Origin of the sequence: Kitasatospora sp. NBC_00458 (genome assembly GCF_036013975.1) — a bacterium.
GTDB lineage: Bacteria > Actinomycetota > Actinomycetes > Streptomycetales > Streptomycetaceae > Kitasatospora.
Map to the genome: position 1 here is coordinate 6,680,858 of NZ_CP107904.1, position 22,500 is coordinate 6,703,357.

Here is a 22,500-nt window from a genome sequence, read left to right on the forward strand (position 1 = left end):
TCAGGCCACCCCGATGCCGTAGAAGTCGGTGTTGGCGTCGACGTCCAGGACCAGCCCGTTCACCTTGCCGTGCCGGGCGACGTCCATGGTGGCGATGTAGGCCGGGAAGGAGTACGCCTGCTCGACGATCTTCCGCTGGACCCTGCGGTACAGCTCGACGCGCTGCGCGGCGTCCACGGTCGCATCGGCCTGGTCCAGCCAGCCGTCGATCTCGGCGTCCTTGACCCGGCTGCCGTTCGCCCCGCCGCCCCCGAACTGGGACTTGGAGTGGTAGAGGCTGCCCAGCAGGCTCGGGTCGGAGCCCTGCCAGGCGAAGGCGAACACGTCGTAGTCGCCCTTGCCGGTGCGCCCGATGGAGCCTGCGGAGTCCAGCGGCACCAGCTTCAGCTCGATGCCGACCTGCTTCAGCGCGTCCTGCACGCCCACGTCGAAGGTGCGGTTCTGGGCCGAGACGAAGGTCTGCACGTACGGCTGCTCGGCGGTGAGGCGCTTGCCGTCCCTGGTGCGGTAGCCGTCGGAGTCCCGCCCGGTCCAGCCGGCCTCGTCCAGCAGCCTCTCCGCCTTCTCCTTGCTGTACTCCCAGGCCGGCTTGGCGAACGACGGCTCGGCGCCGGGGGTGGAGGGCGCCAGCGGCCCCCAGGCCTGCTCGTACTCGCCCTGGAAGACGCCCTTGACGATCCCGGCGAAGTCGATGGCGTGCCGGACGGCCTGCCGGGCGCGCGGGTCGTCGAACGGCGCGCGGGCGGTGTTGAGGTAGTAGGTGTAGGGGACGCCGGGGACCGCCTTGCGGACCACCTGGACGCCGTTCTGGCCGCGCAGGCCGGCCAGCCGGTTGGCGGGGATCAGCTCGGCGGCGTCGACCTGGCCGGACGTCAGGGCGCCGACCCGGGAGGCGTCCTCCTTCAGCAGCAGCACGACGATGCTCTCCAGCTTCGCCTTCCCCCGGTGGACGGCGGTCGGCGGGGCCCAGTCGTAGTCGGGCCGGCGCTTGAACACCGCCTGCTGGCCCGGCGTCACCGACTCGAAGGTGAACGGGCCGGTGCCGACGACGAACGCGCCGCCGGAGGAGAGGTCGCCTCCGTGGTCGCGCAGTGCGACGGGGGAGTGGAAGCCGAGGAAGGTGCTCCCCGCCGAGCTGAGGAAGGAGGAGTGAGGGGCGGTCAGGTGGACGGCCACCGTGCGCGGGTCGACCACCTCGGTCTCCTTGTAGGGGCCGAGCAGGCCGGCCGCCCGCTTGGACGCCGTCTTCGCCGCCGCGACGTGGTCGAAGTTCGCCTTCACGGCCGCTGCGTCGAACGGGGTGCCGTCACTGAAGGTCACGCCGGTGCGCAGGGCGAAGGTGTAGGTGAGGCCGTCGGGCGAGACCGTCCACGAATCGGCCAGCCACGGCTTGACGGTCCCGTCCGGAGCGATCGCGACCAGCGACTCCAGCACCGGGCGCAGCAGCCGTCCGGTGACGGCGGTGGACGCGGCGTGCGGGTCCCAGCTGTCGGGTTCGACGGCGGCGCCGTAGCGCAGGGTGCCGCCGTCGCCCTTCGCGGAGGGCGGCGCGGAGGAGTCGGAGCAGGCCGTGAGGACGGCGGGTCCGATGACGGCGGCGGCGGTCAGGGTGACCGGGAGGCGGAGGAAACGGCGTCTGGTGTACATGGGTTCTTTCTCGATCCTGTGCGAGGCGGGGAACGGAGGGCGGCGCAAGGCCCGCCCGCCCCGCGGGGGGAGGCGCTGACGTCCCCGGCCACGGACGGTGCGACGGGCCTGCCGGCTCCGCCCGGATCCGTCGCCCTGACGGTCCCTCTGACCGCCCCCTGTGCGGGCCCTCTTCCGGGGCGCGCGGGTTCGGCGGCGGGACGCTCGTGGGTGTGCTCGGCCGGCGGGCTCTGACGTGGTGCGGAGTGCGGTGCGGACCCGGCGGCGGTGGTGCGGCCTCGGCGGCGGTGCGCGCCGCCAGGGAGGTGCGGCTGTTCCGGAGTCCTCCGGAACAGCCGCACGGGGACCGTCAGATGTGCGGCACGGGGGAGTCCGCAGATTTGAGGTCCGGTCCGGGGGTGCTCTCGGCACCGACCGCGGGGCTGCGCAGGACGAAGGCGGCCACCAGGACGCCGACCGCCACGAACACGGCGCTGAGCCCGTAGGAGAGGTGGAAGCCGCCGGTGAGCGCCACCACCGTGCTGTCGCCCTCGCCGAGCAGCGTCGCGGTGCGGGAGGCCGCCACCGTGGCGAGTACGGCGGTGCCGATCGAGGCGCCGACCTGCTGGGTGGTGTTCACCAGGCCGGAGGCGATGCCCGCGTCGTCGGGCGAGGTGACCGACATGGCCTGGCCGATCAGCGCCGGCATGGCCGCGCCGAAGCCGAGGCCGAGCAGCACGAACGGCGGCACGATGTCGGCGAGGAAGCTCCCGTCGCTCGGCACCCGGGCCAGCAGCGCGAGCGCCGCGGCCACCAGCAGCAGGCCGACGACCAGCACCCGGCGGGGCCCGAACCTCTGGTTCAGCCTGACCGCGAAGCCCAGCGAGACGATCGCGATGGTGACCGGCGCGGGCAGGAAGGCGAGCCCGGTCTTCAGCGCGTCGTAGCCCAGGACGTTCCGGAAGTACAGCGCGGTGCAGAACTGGTAGCCGAACAGGCCGGCGACCATCAGGACCATGATGCCGTTGGCGCCGGAGACCGCCCGGGAGCGGAAGATGCGCAGCGGCAGCAGAGGCTTGGCCGCGTACGCCTGGCGGACCACGAAACCGGCCAGCAGCACCAGCGAGCCGGCCAGCAGGCCCAGCGTGCGGCCGTCGCCCCAGGTGTACTCCTCGGCCTTGATGATCGTGTAGACCAGCAGCATCAGGCCGCCGGTGACGAGCACCGAGCCGACCAGGTCGGCGCCCTCGCGCAGCCCCGGTCCCCTCCCGCCGGGCACCGCGCTCTGCGTCAGCACGAGCGCCACCAGGCCGATCGGCACGTTGACGTAGAACACCCACGGCCAGCTGAGGCTCTGCGTCAGCACGCCGCCCAGGATCAGGCCCAGCGACGCGCCGGCCGCGGAGACGAACGCGTACGCCGCCAGTGCCTTGGCGCGCTCGCCGGCGTCGGGGAACAGGGTGATGATCATGCCCAGGACGACGGCCGAGGCGAGCGCCCCGCCGACCCCCTGGACGAACCGGAACACCACCAGCGCCGTCGAGGAGGAGGACAGGCCGCAGGCCAGCGAGGCCACCGTGAACAGGCCCAGGCCCGCGCTGAAGACGCGCCGGCCGCCCAGCAGGTCGCCCAGCCGGCCGGAGAGCAGCAGCAGCCCGGCGAACGCGATGAGGTAGGCGTTGACCACCCAGGCCAGGCCGGACTGGGTGAAGCCGAGGTCGGCCTGGATGGTCGGGAGGGCGACGGTCACGATCGAACCGTCGAGGATGATCACCAGGTTGCCGGTGCAGAGGATCCCCAGTGCCAACCAGCGTGACCTGGAAGGCCGGAGGGACGGCGGGGCGTGCGTGGTCATCGGAGGAGTCCTTCGGGGAGTGGCCGGGGAGGGGTGCCCGGTGGCGCCCGCGCTCCCTGAGGGCACTTCTTGTTACAGCGACCATCCTGTGTGACCATCAAGTCCACCGTAAGGAGGCACTTTCATGTTCCTGGGGAACAACGATGTGATCGAGGACATCGAGGAGGCCGGCGGTGCCGACGGCCCGACCCCCGTCCGCGAGGTGTGCACCGTCCTGGAGGCGCTCAACCGGATCAGCGGCAAGTGGGCGATCGGGATCCTGCTCAACCTCAGCCACGGTCCGGTCCGCTTCACCGAACTCGAACGGTCCGTACCTGGAATCAGCCGCCGCATGCTCACCCTGACGCTGCGGAACCTCGAACGCGACGGACTGATCGAGCGCACCGTCTACGCGACCGTGCCGCCCAAGGTGGAGTACCGCGGCACCGAGATGGCCGACGAGCTCTACGCCTCCCTCAAGGACCTCACCGCCTGGGCGGAGCGCCACCGCGACGCCATCGCCCGCTCGCGCGACTCCTACGACCGGGAGCGGGCGGCGCCGGGCGCCGGGGACCTCTGAGCCCCGGCCCTCCAGACGCCCCGCTCGCGAACGCCGCGGGGCCGCCATCGTTCCGGCGTCCCGTTCCGCTTGCTGAAGGGTTCGACACGTCTCGATCGCAGGCGGTGGCCGTGGCGGGGCGGTCGGCCCGGGGCCGCCTCTTGCCGGCCGCTCTGCCGGGCGGTGCGTCCGGCGGGGCGGGCAGGAGGGTCAGTCGAGCGGTGAGCCGGGGTCGCCGGAGGCCGCCGACGGGGGGCGGGTTGCCCGGGTCAGCCACCAGGTGGCGGCCAGGCAGACCACGGCCAGGATGAACAGCACGGCCGGCACCATGCGTACCTCGGACAGCTCGATGATCTTTCCGAGCGCCGGGCCGGCCGCCACCCCGCCGACCATCGATGCGGCGATCACCAGTGCTCCGGCCCGCTGCGCCGCGGGCACGGTGCGCCGCAGCCAGGGCAGCCCGGTGGGGAAGATCGGTGCGATGAACAGGCCCACGCCCGCGTACGCGTACGGGGCGAGGCCGGGCAGCACGGCGGCCAGGAGGCAGAGAGCCATGCCGGTGCAGCTGGCGGCGATGATGGCCGGCTCCGACCAGCGCAGCGTCAGCGGCGCCACCAGGAAGCGGCCCAGCGTCAGCATCAGCCAGTAGACGGAGGTCGCCGAGGCGGCGAGCGTGGTGCTGTGGCCCACGGCCGCCAGATGGGTCGGCTCCCAGCCGCCGACTCCGGCCTCCACCCCGACGTGCAGCACGTAGAGCACCACGAAGGCGGTGAGCAGGGCGGCGGTTCGGCGGGCCGGTAGGTTGGCGGGGTGCCCGGCCGCGCCCGCGGGCCGGCCCCCGGAGGTCCGGCCGCGTACGCCGCCGAGCGGGATCAGCAGCAGCGCCGCCATCACGGCGAAGGCCGTGAAGACGGCCGGGTAGCGGTCGGCTCCGAGCAGGCCGATCAGCGCCGGGCCGGCGATCGCGCCGATGCCGAAGTGCGCGTTGAGGATGTTGAGCATGGCGGGGCCGCGCTGCCCGAAGCCGGTGGCGAAGAGCTGGTTGAGGCCGTAGTCGATGCCGCCGAAGCCGAAGCCGGTGACCAGGGCGCCGAGGAGTGCGAGCGGCCAGCTGGGGGAGAACGCGAAGGCGACGCTCCCGAGTGCCATCAGGGCGTAGGAGACACCGAGCAGGGCGCGGTTGCCGATCCGGCCGAAGGCCCGAACGAACGCATCCGCACAGTATTCCGTCGACGATTTCGATCTCTGAGGGCAGGGTGGACGGGAATCGGCCACCCTTCGGCGGGCTCGTCCGGGTCAATGCCGCGAGCCGCGAGCCGCGGCACGAGAACGCCGCGCCCCGGGACGGCGCCCGCCCGGGCACATCGGCGCCCCGTACTCTTCGCGGCGAGTTCAGATATCAGATACCATCTGGTCGCAGGCATGGCAGATGCGTCCGCGAGTGTCTTCCCATCAGGGCAAACCCCTCATGAAGGAAGAAATATGACGATACGTCTGGTTGCTCGCGCTTCCACGCTCGTGCTCTGCACGGCCCTCGCGGCCTCCGTCGCACTCCCGGCCCAGGCCTCCTCGATCGGCGAAATCCGGCCCAAGGCCGAGACCGCGCCGCTGTACGACGACGAGGCCGGCGGCGACGCCAACGCGGACGACCCGGCGATCTGGCGCAACGGCGCCGACCCGGGCCGCAGCCTGGTCGTCGCCACCGCGAAGCAGGGCGGCCTGCGGGTCTACGACCTGGACGCCCGTCAGGTGCAGTCGATCCCCGCCCCCGCCGGTCCGGGAGCCGACGACGCCCCCGGCCGCTTCAACAACGTCGACCTGGTGCAGGGCCTGCGCCTGGCCGGCGGCCGCGCCGACGTCGCGGTGGTCAGCGACCGCGGCAACGACCGGTTGCGGATCTACCGCATCGACCGGGACAAGCCCGGCGGCCCCCTCACCGACATCACCGACCCCGCCGCACGCCCGGTGTTCTCCGCCGACCAGGCCGAGATCAACGACCAGAAGACCGCCTACGGCCTGGCCACCTGGACCGACCGGAAGACCGGCCGCTCCTACGCGGTGGTCAGCCAGCGCAACCGCACCCGCATCGCCCTGCTGGAGCTGATCGCCACCCCGAACGGCACGGTGGACTACCGCCAGGTGCGCACGATCGACCTGCCGTCCTCCTTCCGCCTGCCGAACGGCACCTCCTGGACGCCCTGTGCCGAGCCGGGCGAACTGCCCCAGGTCGAGGGCATGGTCGTCGACCCCGCGGACGGCACCCTGTACGCAGGGCAGGAGGACGTCGGCATCTGGCGCATCGACGCGGGCCTCACCGGCACGCCGAAGCTGATCGACAAGGTGCGCGAGTACGGCGTGCCCGGCACGTACGACGAGGAGACCGAGGAGTGCACCCCGGGCTCCGACCCGGGCTACGGCGGCAAGCGCCTGACGGCCGACGTCGAGGGGCTCACCCTGGTCACCGAGTCGGACGGCGACGGCTACCTCCTCGCCTCCAGCCAGGGCGACAACACCTTCGTCGCCTACGACCGCGAGCGTGACGACGACAACGAGTTCGAGGGCGCCTTCCGCATCACGGCCGCCTCCGCCACCCTCGACGGCTCCGAGGTCTGCGACGGCGCCGCCGCCCTCAACGCGCCGCTCGGCTCCAAGTACCCGAAGGGCCTGCTGGTCGTCCAGGACGGCCAGGAGACCCCCGCCGACGGCGACCGTGAGGCGACCGGCTTCAAGTTCGTCGACCTGGGCAAGGTCCTCGACGCCATCGACTGACGGCCGAGGCCGGCGCACGGTGCCTCGCCGTGCGCCGGTTGCCTCGTCGAGTTCGCCGGGGCCCGGCTCCACCGCCCGACTGAGCGTCAAATTCCTTGCGCTCCAAGCATGGTGGCCGCCGATGACGCACTGATGTGACCATGATCACACCGAATGACGCTGTCGTGGTCCGACCCTCACCGCATCTATCCGTTCGAGGGGTTCTGTACCCACGAACGAAGCGGAGAACGGACTGTGCGTGCACAGCGAGGTGGCGGAGTCGAGGAAGGGAAGCCCGGACGCCGACGGTGGCAGCCGCCGCTGCGGCGACCCCTGCGGCGGCGGCCCCTGCGGTGGATCGACTACCCGCGCAGGGGGCGGCGCGGAGTCCGGCGCTGGCTCCCCTCGTGGCGGCAGCTGCTCCTGGCGGCGTCGCTGGGCGTCCTAGGCCCGACCGGGTGGCTGGTCTGGTTCTACACCGTCACGCAGGTGCCCGAGGACCTCAACGCCTTCGCCACCCAGCAGAACAACGTCTACTACTGGGCGGACGGCACCGAGATGGCCCGCATCGGCGAGACCAACCGACAGGAGGTGCCGCTCGACGGCGTCCCCGAACCGGTGCGGTGGGCCGTGCTCGTCGCCGAGAACGAGACCTTCTACTCGGACCCCGGGATCTCGGCCAAGGGCATCGGTCGCGCGCTCTGGAAGCTGGCCTCCGGGGGCGAGACCCAGGGCGGCTCCACCATCACCCAGCAGTACGTCAAGAACATCTACCTGAACCAGCGTCAGGACTTCTCCCGCAAGCTCAGCGAGGCCGTCATCGCCGTCAAGCTCGACGACCGGATGAGCAAGGACGACATCCTCGCGGGCTACCTCAACAGCAGCTGGTTCGGCCGCGGCAGCTACGGCATCCAGCGCGCCGCCGGGGCCTATTTCGGCAAGGACGTCTCCCGGCTCGACGTCAGCGAGGGCGCCTTCCTCGCCGCCGTGCTCAAGGGGGCCGCGCGGTACGACCCGGCACTGGGCACGGCCAACCACGACCGGGCCGTGGAACGGTGGTCCTGGATCCTGGACCGGATGGTCGACGCCGGAAAGCTCTCCCGTGCAGACCGCGCCCGGTACACCGTGTTCCCCGAACCCAAGCCGCAGTCGAAGTCCGCCGGCCTCGGCGGCCAGGTCGGTTACCTGGTCGACATAGCCAAGTCCTACCTGGAGAGCCACACCGACATCACCCCCGCCGAGTTCGACCTCGGCGGCCACCAGATCTACACCACCTTCGAGAAGCCCAGGGTCACCGCCCTCGCCGCCGCCGTCCAGGAGGCCACGAAGGGCATCGACCCCGGCGCCCGGGACACCGACAAGCTCCTCAAGGTCGGCGCCGCCTCCGTCGCCCCCGACGGGCGGATCGTCGCCCTCTACGGCGGCCCCGACTACCTCAAACAGGGCTTCAACAACGCCAACACCTCCACGGTGCCCATCGGTTCGGCCTTCACCCCGCTGGTCTACGCCGCCGGACTCGACCAGGGCGTGCAACGCGCGCGGGGCGCCACCCGTACCCCGGTCACCCCCGGCACCACCTACAACGGGGACAACGGGGTGAACGTGATGACCCCGGAAGGCCCGTACTGGGGGCGCGACGGCAAGATCGCCAAGACCGCCAACGACGGCAAGCGCGACTGGGGCCAGGTCACCCTGCGCGGGGCCGTCGAGCAGTCCGTCAACGGGCCGATCATGCAACTCGGCCTGGACGTCGGCCTCGAACGGGTGCAGAAGACCGCCGCCGCCCTCGGCCTCCTCCCCAGCGCCATGGGCGAACTCAGCCCCGGCTTCGCCGTCGGCAACTCCACCCCCAGCGCCATCCGCACCGCCGACGCCTACACCGCCTTCGCCGCCGGCGGCAGCCGCACCGACCCGTACTCCGTCCTCCGCGTCACCCGCAACAGCGAGGCGCTCACACTGCGGCTGCCCGCCGCCGTCCAGGCACTGTCACCGGCCGTCGCCGCCGAGGTCGACGCGGCCCTCAAGGGCGCGGTCCGCGGCGGCAGCGCCGGCTGGGCGGCTGAAGCGGGGTCCGATCTGGCGGCGAAACCCGGCACCACCACGGACCGCACGGCGGGGTGGGCGGTCGGCTACGGCGGACAGGTCGCCACGGCGGTCACGGTCTTCCGGGCCGACCTCCGGGACATGAAGCTGCTGTCCCTCGAAGGACTGGGCGGGGCCAGCCCGGACACCCTGGACTCGACGCTGCCCGCCCGGATCTGGAGCACGTACGTGAAGGCGGCGGACGGGCGGTAGGAGGACCGGGCGGCTGCGGTCCGCAGCCGCCCGGCGGTCGTCATCTCACCAGCTGCGACCAGTCCGCCGGCTGTGCCGGGTCCAGCCGGCGCAACTGGTCCAGCACCTTCGGGTCCTGGACGTCCAGCCAGTCGGCGACCTGGCGGAACGAGGCGCAGCGGACCTCCTCGCGCTTGCAGACGCTCTTGATCACGTCCTCGACCGCCTGCATGTAGATGCCGCCGTTCCAGTCCTCGAAGTGGTTGCCGATGAACAGCGGGGCCCGGCTGCCGTTGTAGACCCGCTCGAAGCCGGCCAGGTAGCTGTCCCGGGTCGCCTTCTCCCAGGCGTCGAACTTCTTCGGGTCGCCGTTCGTGGTGTCGCCGGACTGGCCGGCCAGGTAGTTGAAGTCCATCGAGAGGCTCTGGGAGGAGGTACCGGGGTTCGGCAGCAACTGCAGCGGGAAGTTCCAGACGCCTTCCTTCTTCACCGGCCACACCTGGAACTCGCCGGGCGAACTGGCGTCGTAGCGGAAGCCCTTGGCCTTCTCGACGGGCAGCAGGTTCTTCTGGCCCTCCAGGCAGGGGGCGCGGCCGCCCACCAGCTCCTTGGTGTAGTCGAAGGGGAGCGGCGGGAGGTCCTTGTACCCGGTGTTGGTACGCCAGTTGGCGACGAAGGAGATCGCCTGGTCGAGCTCGGACGCCCACTCCTCGCCGGACCATTCACCGCCCCCGCCGGGCTGCGGGCCGCAGAAGTGCCCGTTGAAGTGGGTGCCGATCTCGTTGCCGTCCAGCCAGGCCAGGCGGAGCTGTTCCAGGGTGTCCTTGATGTGGGCGTTGGTGGCGAAGTCGATCGATGCCACGCCGGCGTCGTGCTTCGGGGGGCGGTAGAGCGTGCGTTTGGACTTGGGGAGGAGGTAGAGGCCGGAGAGGAAGAACGTCATCTGGGCGTTGTTCTCCACGCCCAGCTTCCGGAAGCGGGAGAAGAGGCGGTCGTCGCCCTCCAGGGCGCCGTCCCAGGAGAAGACCACGAACTGCGGCGGCTTCTCCCCGGGCTTCAGCCGCTCGGGCTTGGGCTGCTTGGGCTGCGGGCCGGTGTCGGAGGTGGAGCCGTCGCCGAGCAGTTTGACCTGGCCGTCCCAGGTCGGCGTGGGCGTGGGGGGAGGGGCCGGTGCCGGGGTCTCGGCGGGGGCCGCGGGCGCGGGGCTCGGGGGCGTGGTGCCGGTGGCGGTGGGTCTGCTCCGGGGGGTGGAACATCCCGGGCCGAGGACAAGCGCCGACGCCACCCCCACCGCCAGCACCCACGTCACACCACGAGCAGTCCGCACCGTACCTCCGTGAAATCGTCCGTCAGTTCAGTCACTGCACTGATAAGACGTGATGGAGGGTCACGAAGGTTACACGGATGTCGGATTGAGGACTCAAGGGAGGGAATCGCCGGTCGGGGGGAGCGAGGCGCCGGCGCGGCGGACGGGAGGATCGTGCACCTGGCCCGCCTCTCCCGAGCGGGCGGCGGGCGGCGGGCGGCGGGCGTATCGGCGGCGATCGGCTGCCCCGACCGGACGGCAAGATCCACTGGCAGTCTCTATGCTGGCTGCCACCAGGGGGGACGGGCCGGCGACACGGGGTGGCGCCCGTGTGGTCACGGCTGGTCGACGGACCTGGCGCAGCACGTACGGCCGCAATCGCGGAGTGCCATCGAGAACGGGGATCCGAACCACCATGACTGCTCTTGACGCGAAGGCCGGCCTGTGGTGCCGGCGCTACCACCCGGCCCCGCAGGCCGCCAACCGTCTGATCTGCTTCCCGCACGCAGGAGGCTCGGCCAGCTTCTACTTCCCGGTGTCGGCCCAACTGAGCCCCGGCACCGACGTCGTCGCCGTCCAGTACCCCGGTCGTCAGGACCGCCGCTCGGAGCCGTGCATCGACGACATCCGGCAGCTGGCCGACGAGCTCTACCCGGTGCTGCGCCCGCTGGCCGACCGGCCGCTGACCTTCTTCGGCCACAGCATGGGGGCGGTCATCGCCTTCGAGGTGGCCCGCCGCTTCGAGCGCGACGGCGAGGGCCCGGTGCACCTGTTCGCCTCGGGCCGCCGCGCCCCTTCCCGCTACCGGGAGGACGAGGACGTGCACACGCGCGACGACGACGGCATCCTGGCCGAGATCCGGTCGCTGAACGGCACCGACGCCCAGGTGTTCGCCGACGACGAGATCATGCGCATGGTGCTGCCGGCGCTGCGCAGCGACTACAAGGCGGTGGAGACCTACCGCAGTGAGCCCGGCGCCGTGCTCCGCTGCCCGATCACCGTCCTGACCGGCGACGCCGACCCCAAGACCTCGATGGACGAGGCGCGGGACTGGCAGGCGCACACGTCCGGGGCGTTCGATCTCAAGGTCTTCCAAGGCGGTCACTTCTACCTGGGCAGTCGGCCCGGCGAGGTCCTGAAGGTGCTCTCCGTGCACCTGGACGCGCTCGCGGCCAAGGCCTGACCGGTACGGCGAAGGGCCGTGGGGGACGGTGCATCCGCCACCGTCCGCCACGGCCCTGCTCACGGGACCTGTTCATCAAGCCCTGTTCATCCGGCCCCGGTCCCGGTCCCGGGGCACCCGGTCACCGGCCTCCGGGTCGGCGGCTCACCAGGTCACGGGCAGCGCGGTGGCGCGCCACTGCCCCATGCCGCCGAGCGGCAGCTCCTCACGCGGAACCGCCAGCCGCAGCTCCGGCAGACGGGCGAGGAGGGTGGTGAAGGCGATCTCCAGCAGTGCCGTGGCGTAGTTCTGCGCGACGCAGGTGTGCGGGCCGTGGCCGAAGGCGATGTGCGGGTTGTCGCCGCGCCGCACGTCGAGCGCCTCCGGGTCGGAGAACGCCTTCGGGTCGCGGTTCACCGCCTTGATCCCGATGACCACGCCCTCACCCGCCCGGATGAGCCGCCCGCCGATCTCGATGTCCTCGGTGGCCACGCGCGGCACCGAGTCGCCGACGGACACGTACCGCAGGAGCTCCGCCACCGCACCGGGCGTCAGCTCCGGGTCGGCCCGGAGCGCGGCCAGCTGCTCCGGGTTGTCCAGCAGTGCCAGGGCGCCCAGGGAGATCATGGACAGGATGGGTTCGTTGCTCAGGACCACGATGAGCATCGCCGTGTTCAGGAGGTTCTGCGGCGTCAGTTCCGCCGTTCCGTCCTCGCTCCTGGACACCAGGCTGCTCAACAGGTCCTGGCCCGGTTCGGCGGCCTTGTTCTCCAGGAGAGCGGTGAGGTAGGGCGCGAGTTCGAGGATCGCCGGGACCATCTCCGCCATGGGAGCGGCGAGCAACTGGACGCGCTTTTCGAAGAGCTCGCGCTCCGCCTCGGGGATACCCAGAATCTGCGACAGGAGCATGGGGGAGAACGGTGCCGCGTAGGCGGATACGAGGTCGGCCGACGGCCCGGCGGCCACCATCCTGTCGATCAGCCCGTCGGCGACCCGCTGCATGAGGGGGCGCAGGGTCTTTACCTGACGGACCGTGAAGCTCGGTATGACGAGGCGCCTTTGGGCGGCGTGCTCGTCGCCGTCCAGTTGATTGAAGGTCAGCTCCGCCGGTGGCACGGGGGCGCTCTCGGTGACCGGCGGCATGCCGGGCGCGTACTTCGCGCTCTGCGGGAAGGCCGGGTCGCTGCGGTCTGCGGAGATGCGGGGATCCGCGAGGAGGGCGCGCGCCTCCTCGTACCCCGTCACGATCCATCCCTCGCTGCCGTCCGGGAATGCGACCCGGTTGACGGGGCCCTCCTCGCGCAGCGTGTTGTAGGCCGCCGGCACGTCATAAGGGCAGGTTTCGCCCGGGAACGGATAGGCGAGAAGCTCGTCCGCGATTTTACTCATGTAAACTCCTCGATGATTTACGCCAGTTCGGCAGGGGCGTGGAAGTCGAAAGCGCGACGCTGCCCGTCGGGAGCCTCGGGCGCGGGCGTTTCCCGGAAAGCGCCGACGGAATTCGCGTGGACGGGAAGAGCCACCGGTGGAGTTCCCCGGGAAGGACCGTCGAGCCGGTCCGCGGTTCGCGGAGCGCGCCGGAGCCCGCGGGCCAGCGCGTCGCCGGTGCCCCCCCGGTGCCACTGGATCCCGCCAGAGAGTACCTCAACTCGACTGGAATGACAGTGGACCGCCGGCCGCTCTTTCGCGGCGCCCGGGCCGGGTCGGCGAGGCCTGATTGAGCGTGTACCGACAGGTCCGGGGTTGGGCTGGTCAGGTGCCGGCCGGTGGCCGAAGATGAGGGTTGCCTGGCGTCTGGAGCTGGAGGTACGGTTCGATCAAGTGCCAGGGCACTCAAACGGGGGTAGTGCATGAACGGGCTTGGTTCCCGCATTTCTGATGGTGTCTCAGAACCGTACCGCGGCGTTCCCGGTCGGGGATGTCGCTCATCCTGTAGTGGGCCGTCGCGCGCTTAGCGCCGGACGTCCGATTCGCGTGCCAATGGCCGAAGTTCGCCCAGATCATCCGTGAACGGGACGGCTTCGTAGGTCCAAGACCTTTGTATACGATCGGGGCGAATTCTCCTCCTCTCTCCCCGGGGTCGATCGACCATGCCCGCACACGTGATGTGACGTGCACGTCCGGTCGTATCGGGCGCGTGCCGGGGGGTCGGGACGCGGGTCCGTCGGTGCGGTGCCCGCCCCGAGTGTGTCGGCGGTGGGTGCAGTTCTCCGCGCGGCCTTCACGTGCGGGCGATGCGATGTAAGCGGCAGCAGTGTGCAGCAGGGCGGGGGCTCATCCGAGCGACCGTCACATTTCCTTGTCCGTCTGCGGAGTGTGGCTGAATTGAGCGAGTCCCGTGTTGCCGGTGAGGCGACGTCGGCACAGCAGGACAACTGGATCGCCGTCATCGGGATGTCGTGTCGGCTGCCCGGCGCGGACGGCCCGGACGCGCTGTGGCGGCTGTTGAGTGACGGCGCCGGCAGCGTCGGACGGCTGCCGGCGGACCGCCTCGCCGCACTGCAGGGCCACGACGGTGAACAGCCCACCCCCGGAGCCGAGTTCGGCGCGTTCCTGGAGAGCCCGGGCGAGTTCGACGCCGCCTTCTTCGACATCTCGCCCCGCGAGGCCGCGGCCATGGACCCGCAGCAGCGCCTGATGCTGGAGCTGGCCTGGGAAGCGCTGGAGCACGCCGGGATCGTCCCGGAACGGCTGCGTTCGGAGCAGGTCGGCGTCTTCGCCGGGGCGATCCGGGACGACTACGCCGCCCTGTCGTACCGGCGCGGCGGTGAGGTGGTCGGCCATCACAGCATGACCGGCCTGCACCGCGGCATCATCGCCAACCGCATCTCCTATGTCCTGGGCCTCCAGGGCCCTAGCCTGGTGGTGGACACCGGCCAGTCCTCGTCGCTCGTCGCGGTCCAACTGGCCTGCGAGAGCCTGCGCAAGGGGGAGTCCGGCCTGGCGCTGGCGGGCGGTGTGCACCTGAACCTGGCACCCGAGAGCGCCCTGGTCGCCGCCCGGTTCGGCGGTCTCTCCCCCGACGGCCGCTGCTTCACCTTCGACGCCCGGGCCAACGGCTTCGTGCGCGGGGAGGGCGCCGCCCTGGTGGTGCTCAAGTCCTACCGGCGGGCGCTGGAGGACGGCGACCACGTGCTGGCGGTGATCCGTGGCGGCGCCGTCAACAACGACGGCGGCGGCGAGGGCCTGACCGTGCCCAACCCGGCCGCGCAGCGGACGGCGCTGGCCGAGGCGTGCCGGCAAGCCGGCACCGACCCGGCCGAGGTCGGGTACGTGGAACTGCACGGCACCGGAACCAAGGTGGGCGACCCCGTCGAGGCTGCGGCGCTCGGCGCCGTCTACGGGCAGGCGGCCGGCCGGACGGCGCCGCTGGCCGTCGGCTCGGTGAAGACCAATGTCGGCCACCTGGAGGGTGCGGCCGGGATCGTGGGCCTGCTGAAGGCCGTGCTGGCCGTCCGGTACCGGAAGCTGCCGCCCAGCCTCAACTACGCCACCCCGAACCCCGCGATCCCGTTGGCCGAGCTGCGGTTGAGCGTGCAGGAACGCCTGGACGACTGGCCCGACCCGGGCCGCCCGCTGGTCGCCGGGGTCAGCTCCTTCGGCGTGGGCGGGACCAACTGCCACCTCCTGGTGTCCGAGGCGCCCGCCGCGACCGGGCCGACGCCCCGGCCCGCGCCCGCCGAGGCCCGGCCGGGCGGCCCGCTGCCCTTCCTCCTCAGCGGCCGTACGGAGCCGGCCCTGCGCGCCCAGGCCGACCGGCTGATCCGACGACTCGAAGACCGGAATGACGAGTTGGCCGACGTCGGCTACTCCCTGGCGGCCACCCGAACCGCCTTCCGGCACCGCGCCGTGGTGCTGGCGGCCGACCCGGTGGAGCTGCGCGCCGGGCTCGGTGCACTGGCTGCGGGTGAGATCCGCGCGGGCCTGGCCACCGGACAGGCCGACGCCCGGGGCGGGACGGTGTTCGTCTTCCCCGGCCAGGGCTCGCAATGGGCCGGCATGGCCACCGAACTCCTGGCGTCCTCCGAGGTGTTCACCGAGCGGATGCGCGAGTGCGAGGACGCCCTGCGCCCCCACGTCGACTGGTCACTGCTCGACGTGCTCGGCGGTGCGCCCGGGGCGCCCTCCCTGGAGCGGGTCGACGTGGTGCAGCCCGTCCTCTTCGCGGTCATGGTCTCGCTCGCCGACCTCTGGCAGTCCCTGGGCGTCCGGCCCGCCGCGGTGGTCGGGCACAGCCAGGGCGAGATCGCGGCCGCCTGCGTCGCCGGCGCCTTGTCGCTGGCCGACGCGGCTCGGGTGGTGGCGCTGCGTAGCCGGGCCCTGACCGAGATCGCCGGACTGGGCGGAATGGCCTCCGCCGCCCTCGGCGTGGCCGAACTGCAGCCGGTGCTGGCCGAGTTCGGCGACCTCCTGGCAGTGGCGGCGGTCAACGGTCCGCGCTCGACCGTGGTCTCCGGCGACTCGGAGTCGATCGACCGGTTCGTCGCCCTGCTGTCCGGGCAGGGCGTCCGGGCCCGCCGGATCCCGGTGGACTACGCGTCGCACTCGGCCCACGTGGAGGCCATCCGCGAGCGGCTGTCGACCGACCTCGCCCCGATCGAGGCGCGGGCCGCCCGGATCCCTATGCTGTCCACCGTCACCGGCCGCGCGCTGGAGCCGGGCGAGGCGGACGCGGAGTACTGGTACACCAACCTGCGTCACACGGTGCAGTTCGAGCGGGCCACTCGGGCACTGCTGGAGCAGGGGCACCGCGCCTTCGTCGAGATCAGCCCGCACCCGGTGCTGGCCATGGGCGTTCAGGAGACCGTCGAGGAGTCCGGTCAGCCGGTCGTCGTCGTCCCCTCGACCCGACGGGACGACGGCTCGCTGGGCCGGGTGCTCGCCTCGCTCGCCGAACTGGCCGTCCGGGGCGCGGACCTGGACTGGCGCGCGGTCTTCGGCGGGGCCCGTCCGGTGGACCTGCCCGGCTACGCCTTCCAGCGCCGCACGTACTGGCTGGACGATGCGCCGGAACACGCGGTGGCGCCGGCCGTCGGCGGCACGGACGGGGTCGCGGCGGGCACCGGGCACACCGGCGCCGCGGAGGCCCCGGTACTCGACGAACAGCGCCTGCTCCGACTGGTACGCGCCCACGCCGCCGTCATCCTCGGCCACGACGGGCCCGACGCTGTGGACAGCCGGCTGACCTTCAAGGAGCTCGGCTTCGACTCCTTCATGTCGGTCGAACTGCGCAACCGCCTCGGCACGGCCGTCGGACGGACCCTGCCCGCCACGCTGCTCTTCGACCACCCGACACCCGCAGTCCTGGCCGGCCACCTGCACGCCCGGGAACACGGCTCGTCCGCCGCCCCGACCGGGCCGACGGACCGCGCGGCGGCCGACGAGCCGATCGCGATCGTCGGCATGAGCTGCCGCCTTCCCGGTGGCGTCGACACGCCTGAGGACCTGTGGGAGCTGCTGGCCGCAGGCCGGGACACCGTCTCGGGCTGGCCGCTGGACCGCGGTTGGGACATCGAGGGCCTGTATGACCCCGACCCCGCGCGCACCGCCCGTTCCTACACCCGCGAGGGCGCTTTCCTGCACGACGCGGGCGACTTCGACGCGGCCTTCTTCGGGATCTCGCCGCGTGAGGCGCTGGCGATGGACCCGCAGCAGCGGCTGCTGCTGGAGACGTCCTGGGAGGCGCTGGAGACGGCCGGGATCGACCCGGACTCGCTACGCGGTAGCCGGACCGGCGTGTTCGTCGGCGCCACGGCGATGGACTACGGACCCCGCATGCACGAGGAGTCCACCCTCCAGGGCTACGTCCTCACCGGTAGCTCCGCCAGTGTCGCCTCGGGTCGCATCTCCTACTCGTTCGGCCTGGAGGGGCCGGCGGTGACGGTGGACACGGCGTGTTCGTCGTCGCTGGTGGCGCTGCACCTGGCGGTGCGGGCCCTGCGGCAGGGCGAGTGCACCATGGCGCTGGCGGGTGGTGTGACGGTGATGGCCGGCCCCGGCATGTTCGTGGAGTTCAGTCGGCAGCGTGGCCTGGCCGTCGACGGTCGGTGCAAGTCGTTCGCCGCTGCGGCGGACGGCACCGGCTGGGGCGAGGGTGTGGGTGTGCTGCTGGTGGAGCGGTTGTCGGATGCGCGTCGCAACGGGCATCCGGTGCTGGCGGTGGTGCGGGGCAGTGCGGTGAATCAGGACGGTGCGTCGAACGGTCTGACGGCGCCGAACGGTCCGTCGCAGCAACGGGTGATCCGTGAGGCGCTGGCCGATGCGCGGATCGCGGCCGCCGAGGTCGACGTGGTGGAGGCGCACGGGACGGGCACCACGCTGGGCGACCCGATCGAGGCGCAGGCGCTGCTGGCCACGTACGGCCAGGAGCGGCTGCCGGAACAGCCGTTGTGGTTGGGCTCGTTGAAGTCGAACATCGGTCACACCCAGTACGCCGCCGGAGTGGCGGGTGTGATCAAGATGGTGATGGCGATGCGGCACGGTGTGCTGCCGCGGACGCTGCACGTGGACGAGCCGACGCCGCACGTGGACTGGTCGGCGGGTGCGGTGGAGTTGCTGACGGAATCGGTGGAGTGGCCGGAGACGGGGAGTCCGCGTCGGGCGGGTGTGTCGTCGTTCGGTGTGAGTGGGACGAATGCGCACGTGATCCTGGAGCAGGCTCCGGCCGGGGAGCCGGTGGTGGCGGACCCGGCCGACGAGCCGACCGGGGTTGATGGTGCCGGCGGGGGCGGGTTGGGTGTGTTCTCGTCGTTGCCGGTGGTGCCGTTCGTGGTGTCGGGGCGGTCCGAGGGTGCGTTGTCGGGGCAGGCGGAGCGGTTGGCGGCGTTCGTCGGTGAGCGTGATGACCTGCGTGATGTCGATGTGGCTTCGTCGTTGGTGAGTGGTCGTGCGGTGTTGGAGCACCGTGGTGTGGTGGTCGCGGGTGACCGGGCGGGTGTGGTCAGCGGTCTGGAGGCGCTGGCGGCCGGTGAGGGTGCGGCTGGTGTGGTGCGTGGTGTGACGGGTTCTGGTTCTGGCTCGGGTGTGGTGTTCGTGTTCCCGGGTCAGGGGTCGCAGTGGGTGGGGATGGCGGCGGGGTTGTTGGAGTGTTCGCCGGTGTTCGCGGGGCGGATGGCGGAGTGTGCGGCGGCGTTGGAGCCGTTTGTGGAGTGGGATTTGTTGTGTGTGTTGGGTGATGAGGGGTTGTTGTCGCGGGTGGATGTGGTGCAGCCGGTGTTGTGGGCGGTGATGGTGTCGTTGGCGGCGGTGTGGGAGTCGGTGGGTGTGGTGCCGTCGGCGGTGGTGGGGCATTCGCAGGGGGAGATCGCGGCTGCGGTGGTGGCGGGTGGGTTGTCGTTGGTGGATGGTGCGCGGGTGGTGGCGTTGCGGTCGCGGGCGATCGGTGGGCGGTTGGCGGGTCGTGGGGGGATGGTGTCGGTGGGGTTGCCGGTGTCGGTGGTGGTGGGGGAGTTGGGGTCGTGGTCGGGTCGGGTGGAGGTGGCGGCGGTGAACGGGCCGTCGTCGGTGGTGGTGGCGGGGGATGCGGGGGCGTTGGATGAGTTGGTGGGGGTGTGGGAGTCGCGGGGTGTGAGGGTGCGGCGGGTTCCGGTGGATTATGCGTCGCATACGGGGCATGTGGAGGTGTTGCGGGAGGAGTTGGCGGAGGTGTTGGGGTCGGTGGTGCCGTTGGTGCCTCGGGTTCCGTTCCTGTCGTCGGTGCATGGTGGTTGGGTGGATGTGGCGGCGGGTGATCTGGGGGCGGATTACTGGTTCCGGAATCTGCGGTGCACGGTGGAGTTCGAGAAGGCTGTGGGGGCTTTGTTGGGGGAGGGTTTCGGTGCGTTCGTGGAGGTGAGTGCGCATCCGGTGTTGACGGTGGGGGTGGAGGAGACGGCGGAGGCGTTGGGGTTCTCGTCGTCGGTGGTGGTGGGGTCGTTGCGTCGGGATGAGGGTGGTCCGGAGCGGTTGCTGGCCTCGTTCGCGCAGGCGTGGGCGGGGGGTGTGGCGGTCGACTGGTCGCGGGTGTTCGACGGGCAGGGCGCGCGGCGGGTGGACCTGCCGACGTACGCGTTCCAGCGTGAGCGCTACTGGTGGAACGGCCCGGCCGCGGGCCCGGTGAGCGGGGCCGCCGCAGGCCTCGGCCTGGAAGTGGCCGAACATCCGCTGCTGGGTGCCGAGGTGACCATCGCCGCCACCGACGAGCACCTGTTCACCGGCCGGCTGTCGCTCCACACCCACCCCTGGCTGGCGGACCACGCGGTGCTGGGAACCGTCCTGCTGCCCGGGACGGCCTTCGTCGAACTGGCCGCCCGGGCCGGTGAGCGCGTCGGCTGCGAGCTGGTGGAGGAGCTGACCCTCTCGGCACCGCTGCTCCTTCCCGAGCAGGGCGGCACAGCCCTGCAGGTGGTGGTGGGCGCCCCGGACGAGAGCGGACGCCGCCCGCTGAGCCTGTACGCCAGGCCGGACGGCGGCTCCGCCTCACACCCGTGGACCTGCCACGCCACCGGGACGCTCGCCCAGGGCGCCCCCGTGCGGCCCACCGGGGAGCCGGTCGGCGGACAGTGGCCGCCGACCGACGCCGTCGCGGTCGAACTGGCCGACTTCTACGACCGGGTGGCGCTGGACGGGTACGAGTACGGCCCGGCCTTCCAGGGAGTGGCCGCCGCCTGGCGCCACGGCGGCGACGTGCTGGCCGAGGTGCGGCTGTCGCCCGAGCAGGTCGACGAGGCCGGCGCGTTCGGCCTTCACCCGGCGCTGCTGGACGCGGCACTGCAGACTGCGCAGCTCGGAGCGTTCTTCCCCGACTCGGACCCGGTCCGCGGTTCCGACGGCGGCACCGCGCGGGGACGGTTGCCGTTCTCCTGGTCCGGCGTCTCGCTGCACGCCCGGGGCGCCGCCGCGCTACGGGTGCGCATCGCCGCGGCCGGGCCCGAGGCGATCTCCGTGGAGGCCACCGACGAAGCGGGCCGGCCCGTGCTGACGGCGGACTCCCTGGTGATGCGGCGGGTCGATGCGGCGCAGCTCGGCACCGGCCGGGGCGCCGACCGCGACGCCATGTTCGGCGTCGAGTGGATCGCGTCCGACGCGCCCGGGACCGCGCCCGGGACCGTCGGCGTGTGGACGGTGCTGGGCGCGGACGACACCAAGCTGGGCGCCGGCCTGCAAGCGGCCGGCGCGCTGGTCACCTCGCACCCGGACCTGGCGGCGCTGCTCGCGGACCTCGCGGCCGGCGCGCCCGCGCCCGACGTCGTGGCCCTGCCGGTGGCCGCCGACTCCGCGGACGGCGGCCTGGCGGACACCGTCCACGCGACAGCCCGTCGAGTCCTGGACGTGCTGCGCGGCTGGCTGGCCGAACCGGCGCTGGCGACCACGCCACTCGTGCTGGTCACCCGGGGCGCGGTCGCCACCGAGAGCGGTGACGACGTCGCCGACCTGGCCGCGGCGACCGCGTGGGGCCTGGTCCGCTCGGCGCAGAGCGAGAACCCCGGCCGCTTCGTGCTGGCCGATCTCGACGACCGGGAGGTCTCCGCCCTCGCGCTGCCCGCGGTCCTGCCGTCCGGCGAACCCCAGCTGGCGATCCGCGAAGGTGCCGTCCTCGTCCCGGTCCTCACCCGGACCCCGGCCCCCGCGGACGCCGTCGCCCAGCCGGCCGATCCCGAGGGAACCGTCCTGATCACCGGCGGCACCGGCGCTCTGGGCCGCCTGCTCGCCCGGCACCTGGTGGCCGCCCACGGCGTCCGCCACCTCGTGCTGGCCAGCCGCCGCGGCCCGCGCGCCGAGCACGCGGCGGCCCTGGTGGCCGAGCTCACCGAGCTGGGTGCCCGGGTCACCGTGGCCGCCTGCGACGTGGAGGACCGCGCCCAGCTGGCGTCGTTGCTCGACACCATCGCTGCCGAGCACCCGCTGACCGGCGTCGTGCACGCCGCAGGAGTGCTGGACGACGGGATCATCGAGTCCCTGGACCCGAACCGGCTGTCCCGTGTCCTGCGTCCCAAGGCGGACGCGGCGGCACACCTGCACGAGCTGACGGCCACGCTGGACCTGCGGTTCTTCGTCCTCTTCTCGTCCATCGCGGCGACGTTCGGCAATCCGGGGCAGGCGAACTACGCGGCCGCCAACGCGTTCCTCGACGCCCTGGCCCGGCACCGGCGGGCCCACGGGCTGCCCGCGACCTCGCTGGCCTGGGGACTGTGGGAGGAGGCCAGCGGCATGACCGGGGCCATGGCCGACGGCGACGTGGACCGCCTCGCCCGCCGGGGAGTCACACCGCTCCCCACACAGCAGGCACTGGCACTGTTCGACCTCGCCCGGGCCGTCGACCAGCCGCTGCACCTGCTCGTCCGGCTGGACGGCGCGGCCCTCGCCCGGGCCGAGGGCGGTTCGGACGGCGGACCGGGTCTCTTCCGGCGACTCGTGCGGCGCCCCGCGCGGCAGGCCCGCACCGGCGTGGCCGCGCGGCCCCGGAGCCTGGCGGAGCAGCTGCGGCCGCTGGCCGACGAGGACCGCAGGCGCCTGCTGCTCGATGTGGTCCAGGGCCAGCTGGCCGGCGTGCTGGGGCACCGGACGCCGGGCGCGGCCCGGGCCGAGCAGACGTTCAAGGAGCTCGGCTTCGACTCGCTCACCGCCGTGGAGTTCCGCAACAGGCTCGGCGCGGCCACCGACCTGCGCCTGTCGGCGACCCTCGTCTTCGACTTCCCGACACCCGCCCTGCTCAGCGAGCACCTGTACGCACGGCTGGTCCAGCAGGCGGCGACGGCGGACGGCTCGCCCTTGGACGAGCTCGACCGCCTGGAGGGCGCTCTCGCGGCGATCGGCGCCGACGACGGTCTGCGCACCAAGGTCACCGCCCGCCTGGAGACCCTGCTGACGAAGCTGGCCGGTGGGCGGGAGGGCGCGGCCCCGGAACCCGCCGCGGTCGGCGAGAAGCTCCAGGCCGCCTCCGCCGACGAGATCTTCGCATTCATCAACAACGAGCTGGGGCGGTCCTCATGACGGCTCGGCGCCGCCCACGT

10 protein-coding genes are annotated in these 22,500 nt (G+C 72.3%); 5 read left to right on the top strand and 5 right to left on the bottom strand.

The window, feature by feature from the left end:
- A complete protein-coding gene (locus OG550_RS27945; RefSeq protein ID WP_327682092.1) occupies window positions 1-1,647 on the bottom strand; it encodes an ABC transporter substrate-binding protein in 1,647 nt (548 codons plus the stop codon).
- A gap of 349 nt (window positions 1,648-1,996) precedes the next feature.
- Window positions 1,997-3,433, bottom strand: coding sequence for a DHA2 family efflux MFS transporter permease subunit (locus OG550_RS27950; protein WP_327682094.1), 1,437 nt, complete (start codon window positions 3,431-3,433; stop codon window positions 1,997-1,999).
- Between the two features lie 172 nt (window positions 3,434-3,605).
- Between OG550_RS27950 and OG550_RS27955 the strand changes: the two genes are divergently transcribed.
- A complete protein-coding gene (locus OG550_RS27955; RefSeq protein WP_327682096.1) occupies window positions 3,606-4,040 on the top strand; it encodes a winged helix-turn-helix transcriptional regulator in 435 nt (144 codons plus the stop codon).
- A gap of 189 nt (window positions 4,041-4,229) precedes the next feature.
- Here OG550_RS27955 and OG550_RS27960 read toward each other — a convergent pair whose 3' ends face one another.
- A complete protein-coding gene (locus OG550_RS27960) occupies window positions 4,230-5,168 on the bottom strand; it encodes an MFS transporter (RefSeq protein WP_442906083.1) in 939 nt (312 codons plus the stop codon).
- 333 nt (window positions 5,169-5,501) lie between these two features.
- On the opposite strand from OG550_RS27960, the gene OG550_RS27965 reads away from it, so the two are divergent.
- Entirely contained in the window at window positions 5,502-6,788 is a 1,287-nt protein-coding gene (locus tag OG550_RS27965; RefSeq protein WP_327682100.1) for a phytase, read from the top strand.
- 234 nt (window positions 6,789-7,022) lie between these two features.
- Window positions 7,023-9,062 (top strand): transglycosylase domain-containing protein, encoded by a 2,040-nt coding sequence (locus OG550_RS27970; RefSeq protein ID WP_327682102.1) that lies wholly within the window; start codon window positions 7,023-7,025, stop codon window positions 9,060-9,062.
- A gap of 40 nt (window positions 9,063-9,102) precedes the next feature.
- On the opposite strand, the gene OG550_RS27975 is transcribed toward OG550_RS27970, so the two are convergent.
- Window positions 9,103-10,368 (bottom strand): hypothetical protein, encoded by a 1,266-nt coding sequence (locus OG550_RS27975; protein WP_327682104.1) that lies wholly within the window; start codon window positions 10,366-10,368, stop codon window positions 9,103-9,105.
- A gap of 394 nt (window positions 10,369-10,762) precedes the next feature.
- Between OG550_RS27975 and OG550_RS27980 the strand changes: the two genes are divergently transcribed.
- A complete protein-coding gene (locus tag OG550_RS27980) occupies window positions 10,763-11,530 on the top strand; it encodes a thioesterase II family protein (RefSeq protein ID WP_327682106.1) in 768 nt (255 codons plus the stop codon).
- Between the two features lie 144 nt (window positions 11,531-11,674).
- Here the strand turns inward: OG550_RS27980 and OG550_RS27985 are convergent, their stop codons facing one another.
- On the bottom strand, window positions 11,675-12,898 hold the full coding sequence (locus OG550_RS27985) for a cytochrome P450 (RefSeq protein ID WP_327682108.1): 1,224 nt from the start codon (window positions 12,896-12,898) through the stop codon (window positions 11,675-11,677).
- Between the two features lie 936 nt (window positions 12,899-13,834).
- Here OG550_RS27985 and OG550_RS27990 point away from each other — a divergent pair.
- On the top strand, window positions 13,835-22,480 hold the full coding sequence (locus OG550_RS27990; RefSeq protein ID WP_442906084.1) for a type I polyketide synthase: 8,646 nt from the start codon (window positions 13,835-13,837) through the stop codon (window positions 22,478-22,480).
- Window positions 22,481-22,500: the final 20 nt, after the last annotated feature.

Bases quoted from the DNA above. Each gene is read 5' to 3' on its own strand.
- OG550_RS27945 (WP_327682092.1), bottom strand. From the start codon at position 1,647: ATGTACACCAGACGCCGTTTCCTCCGCCTCCCGGTCACCCTGACCGCC.
- OG550_RS27955 (WP_327682096.1), top strand. From the start codon at position 3,606: ATGTTCCTGGGGAACAACGATGTGATCGAGGACATCGAGGAGGCCGGC.
- OG550_RS27960 (WP_442906083.1), bottom strand. From the start codon at position 5,168: ATGGCACTCGGGAGCGTCGCCTTCGCGTTCTCCCCCAGCTGGCCGCTC.
- OG550_RS27965 (WP_327682100.1), top strand. From the start codon at position 5,502: ATGACGATACGTCTGGTTGCTCGCGCTTCCACGCTCGTGCTCTGCACG.
- OG550_RS27980 (WP_327682106.1), top strand. From the start codon at position 10,763: ATGACTGCTCTTGACGCGAAGGCCGGCCTGTGGTGCCGGCGCTACCAC.
- OG550_RS27985 (WP_327682108.1), bottom strand. From the start codon at position 12,898: ATGAGTAAAATCGCGGACGAGCTTCTCGCCTATCCGTTCCCGGGCGAA.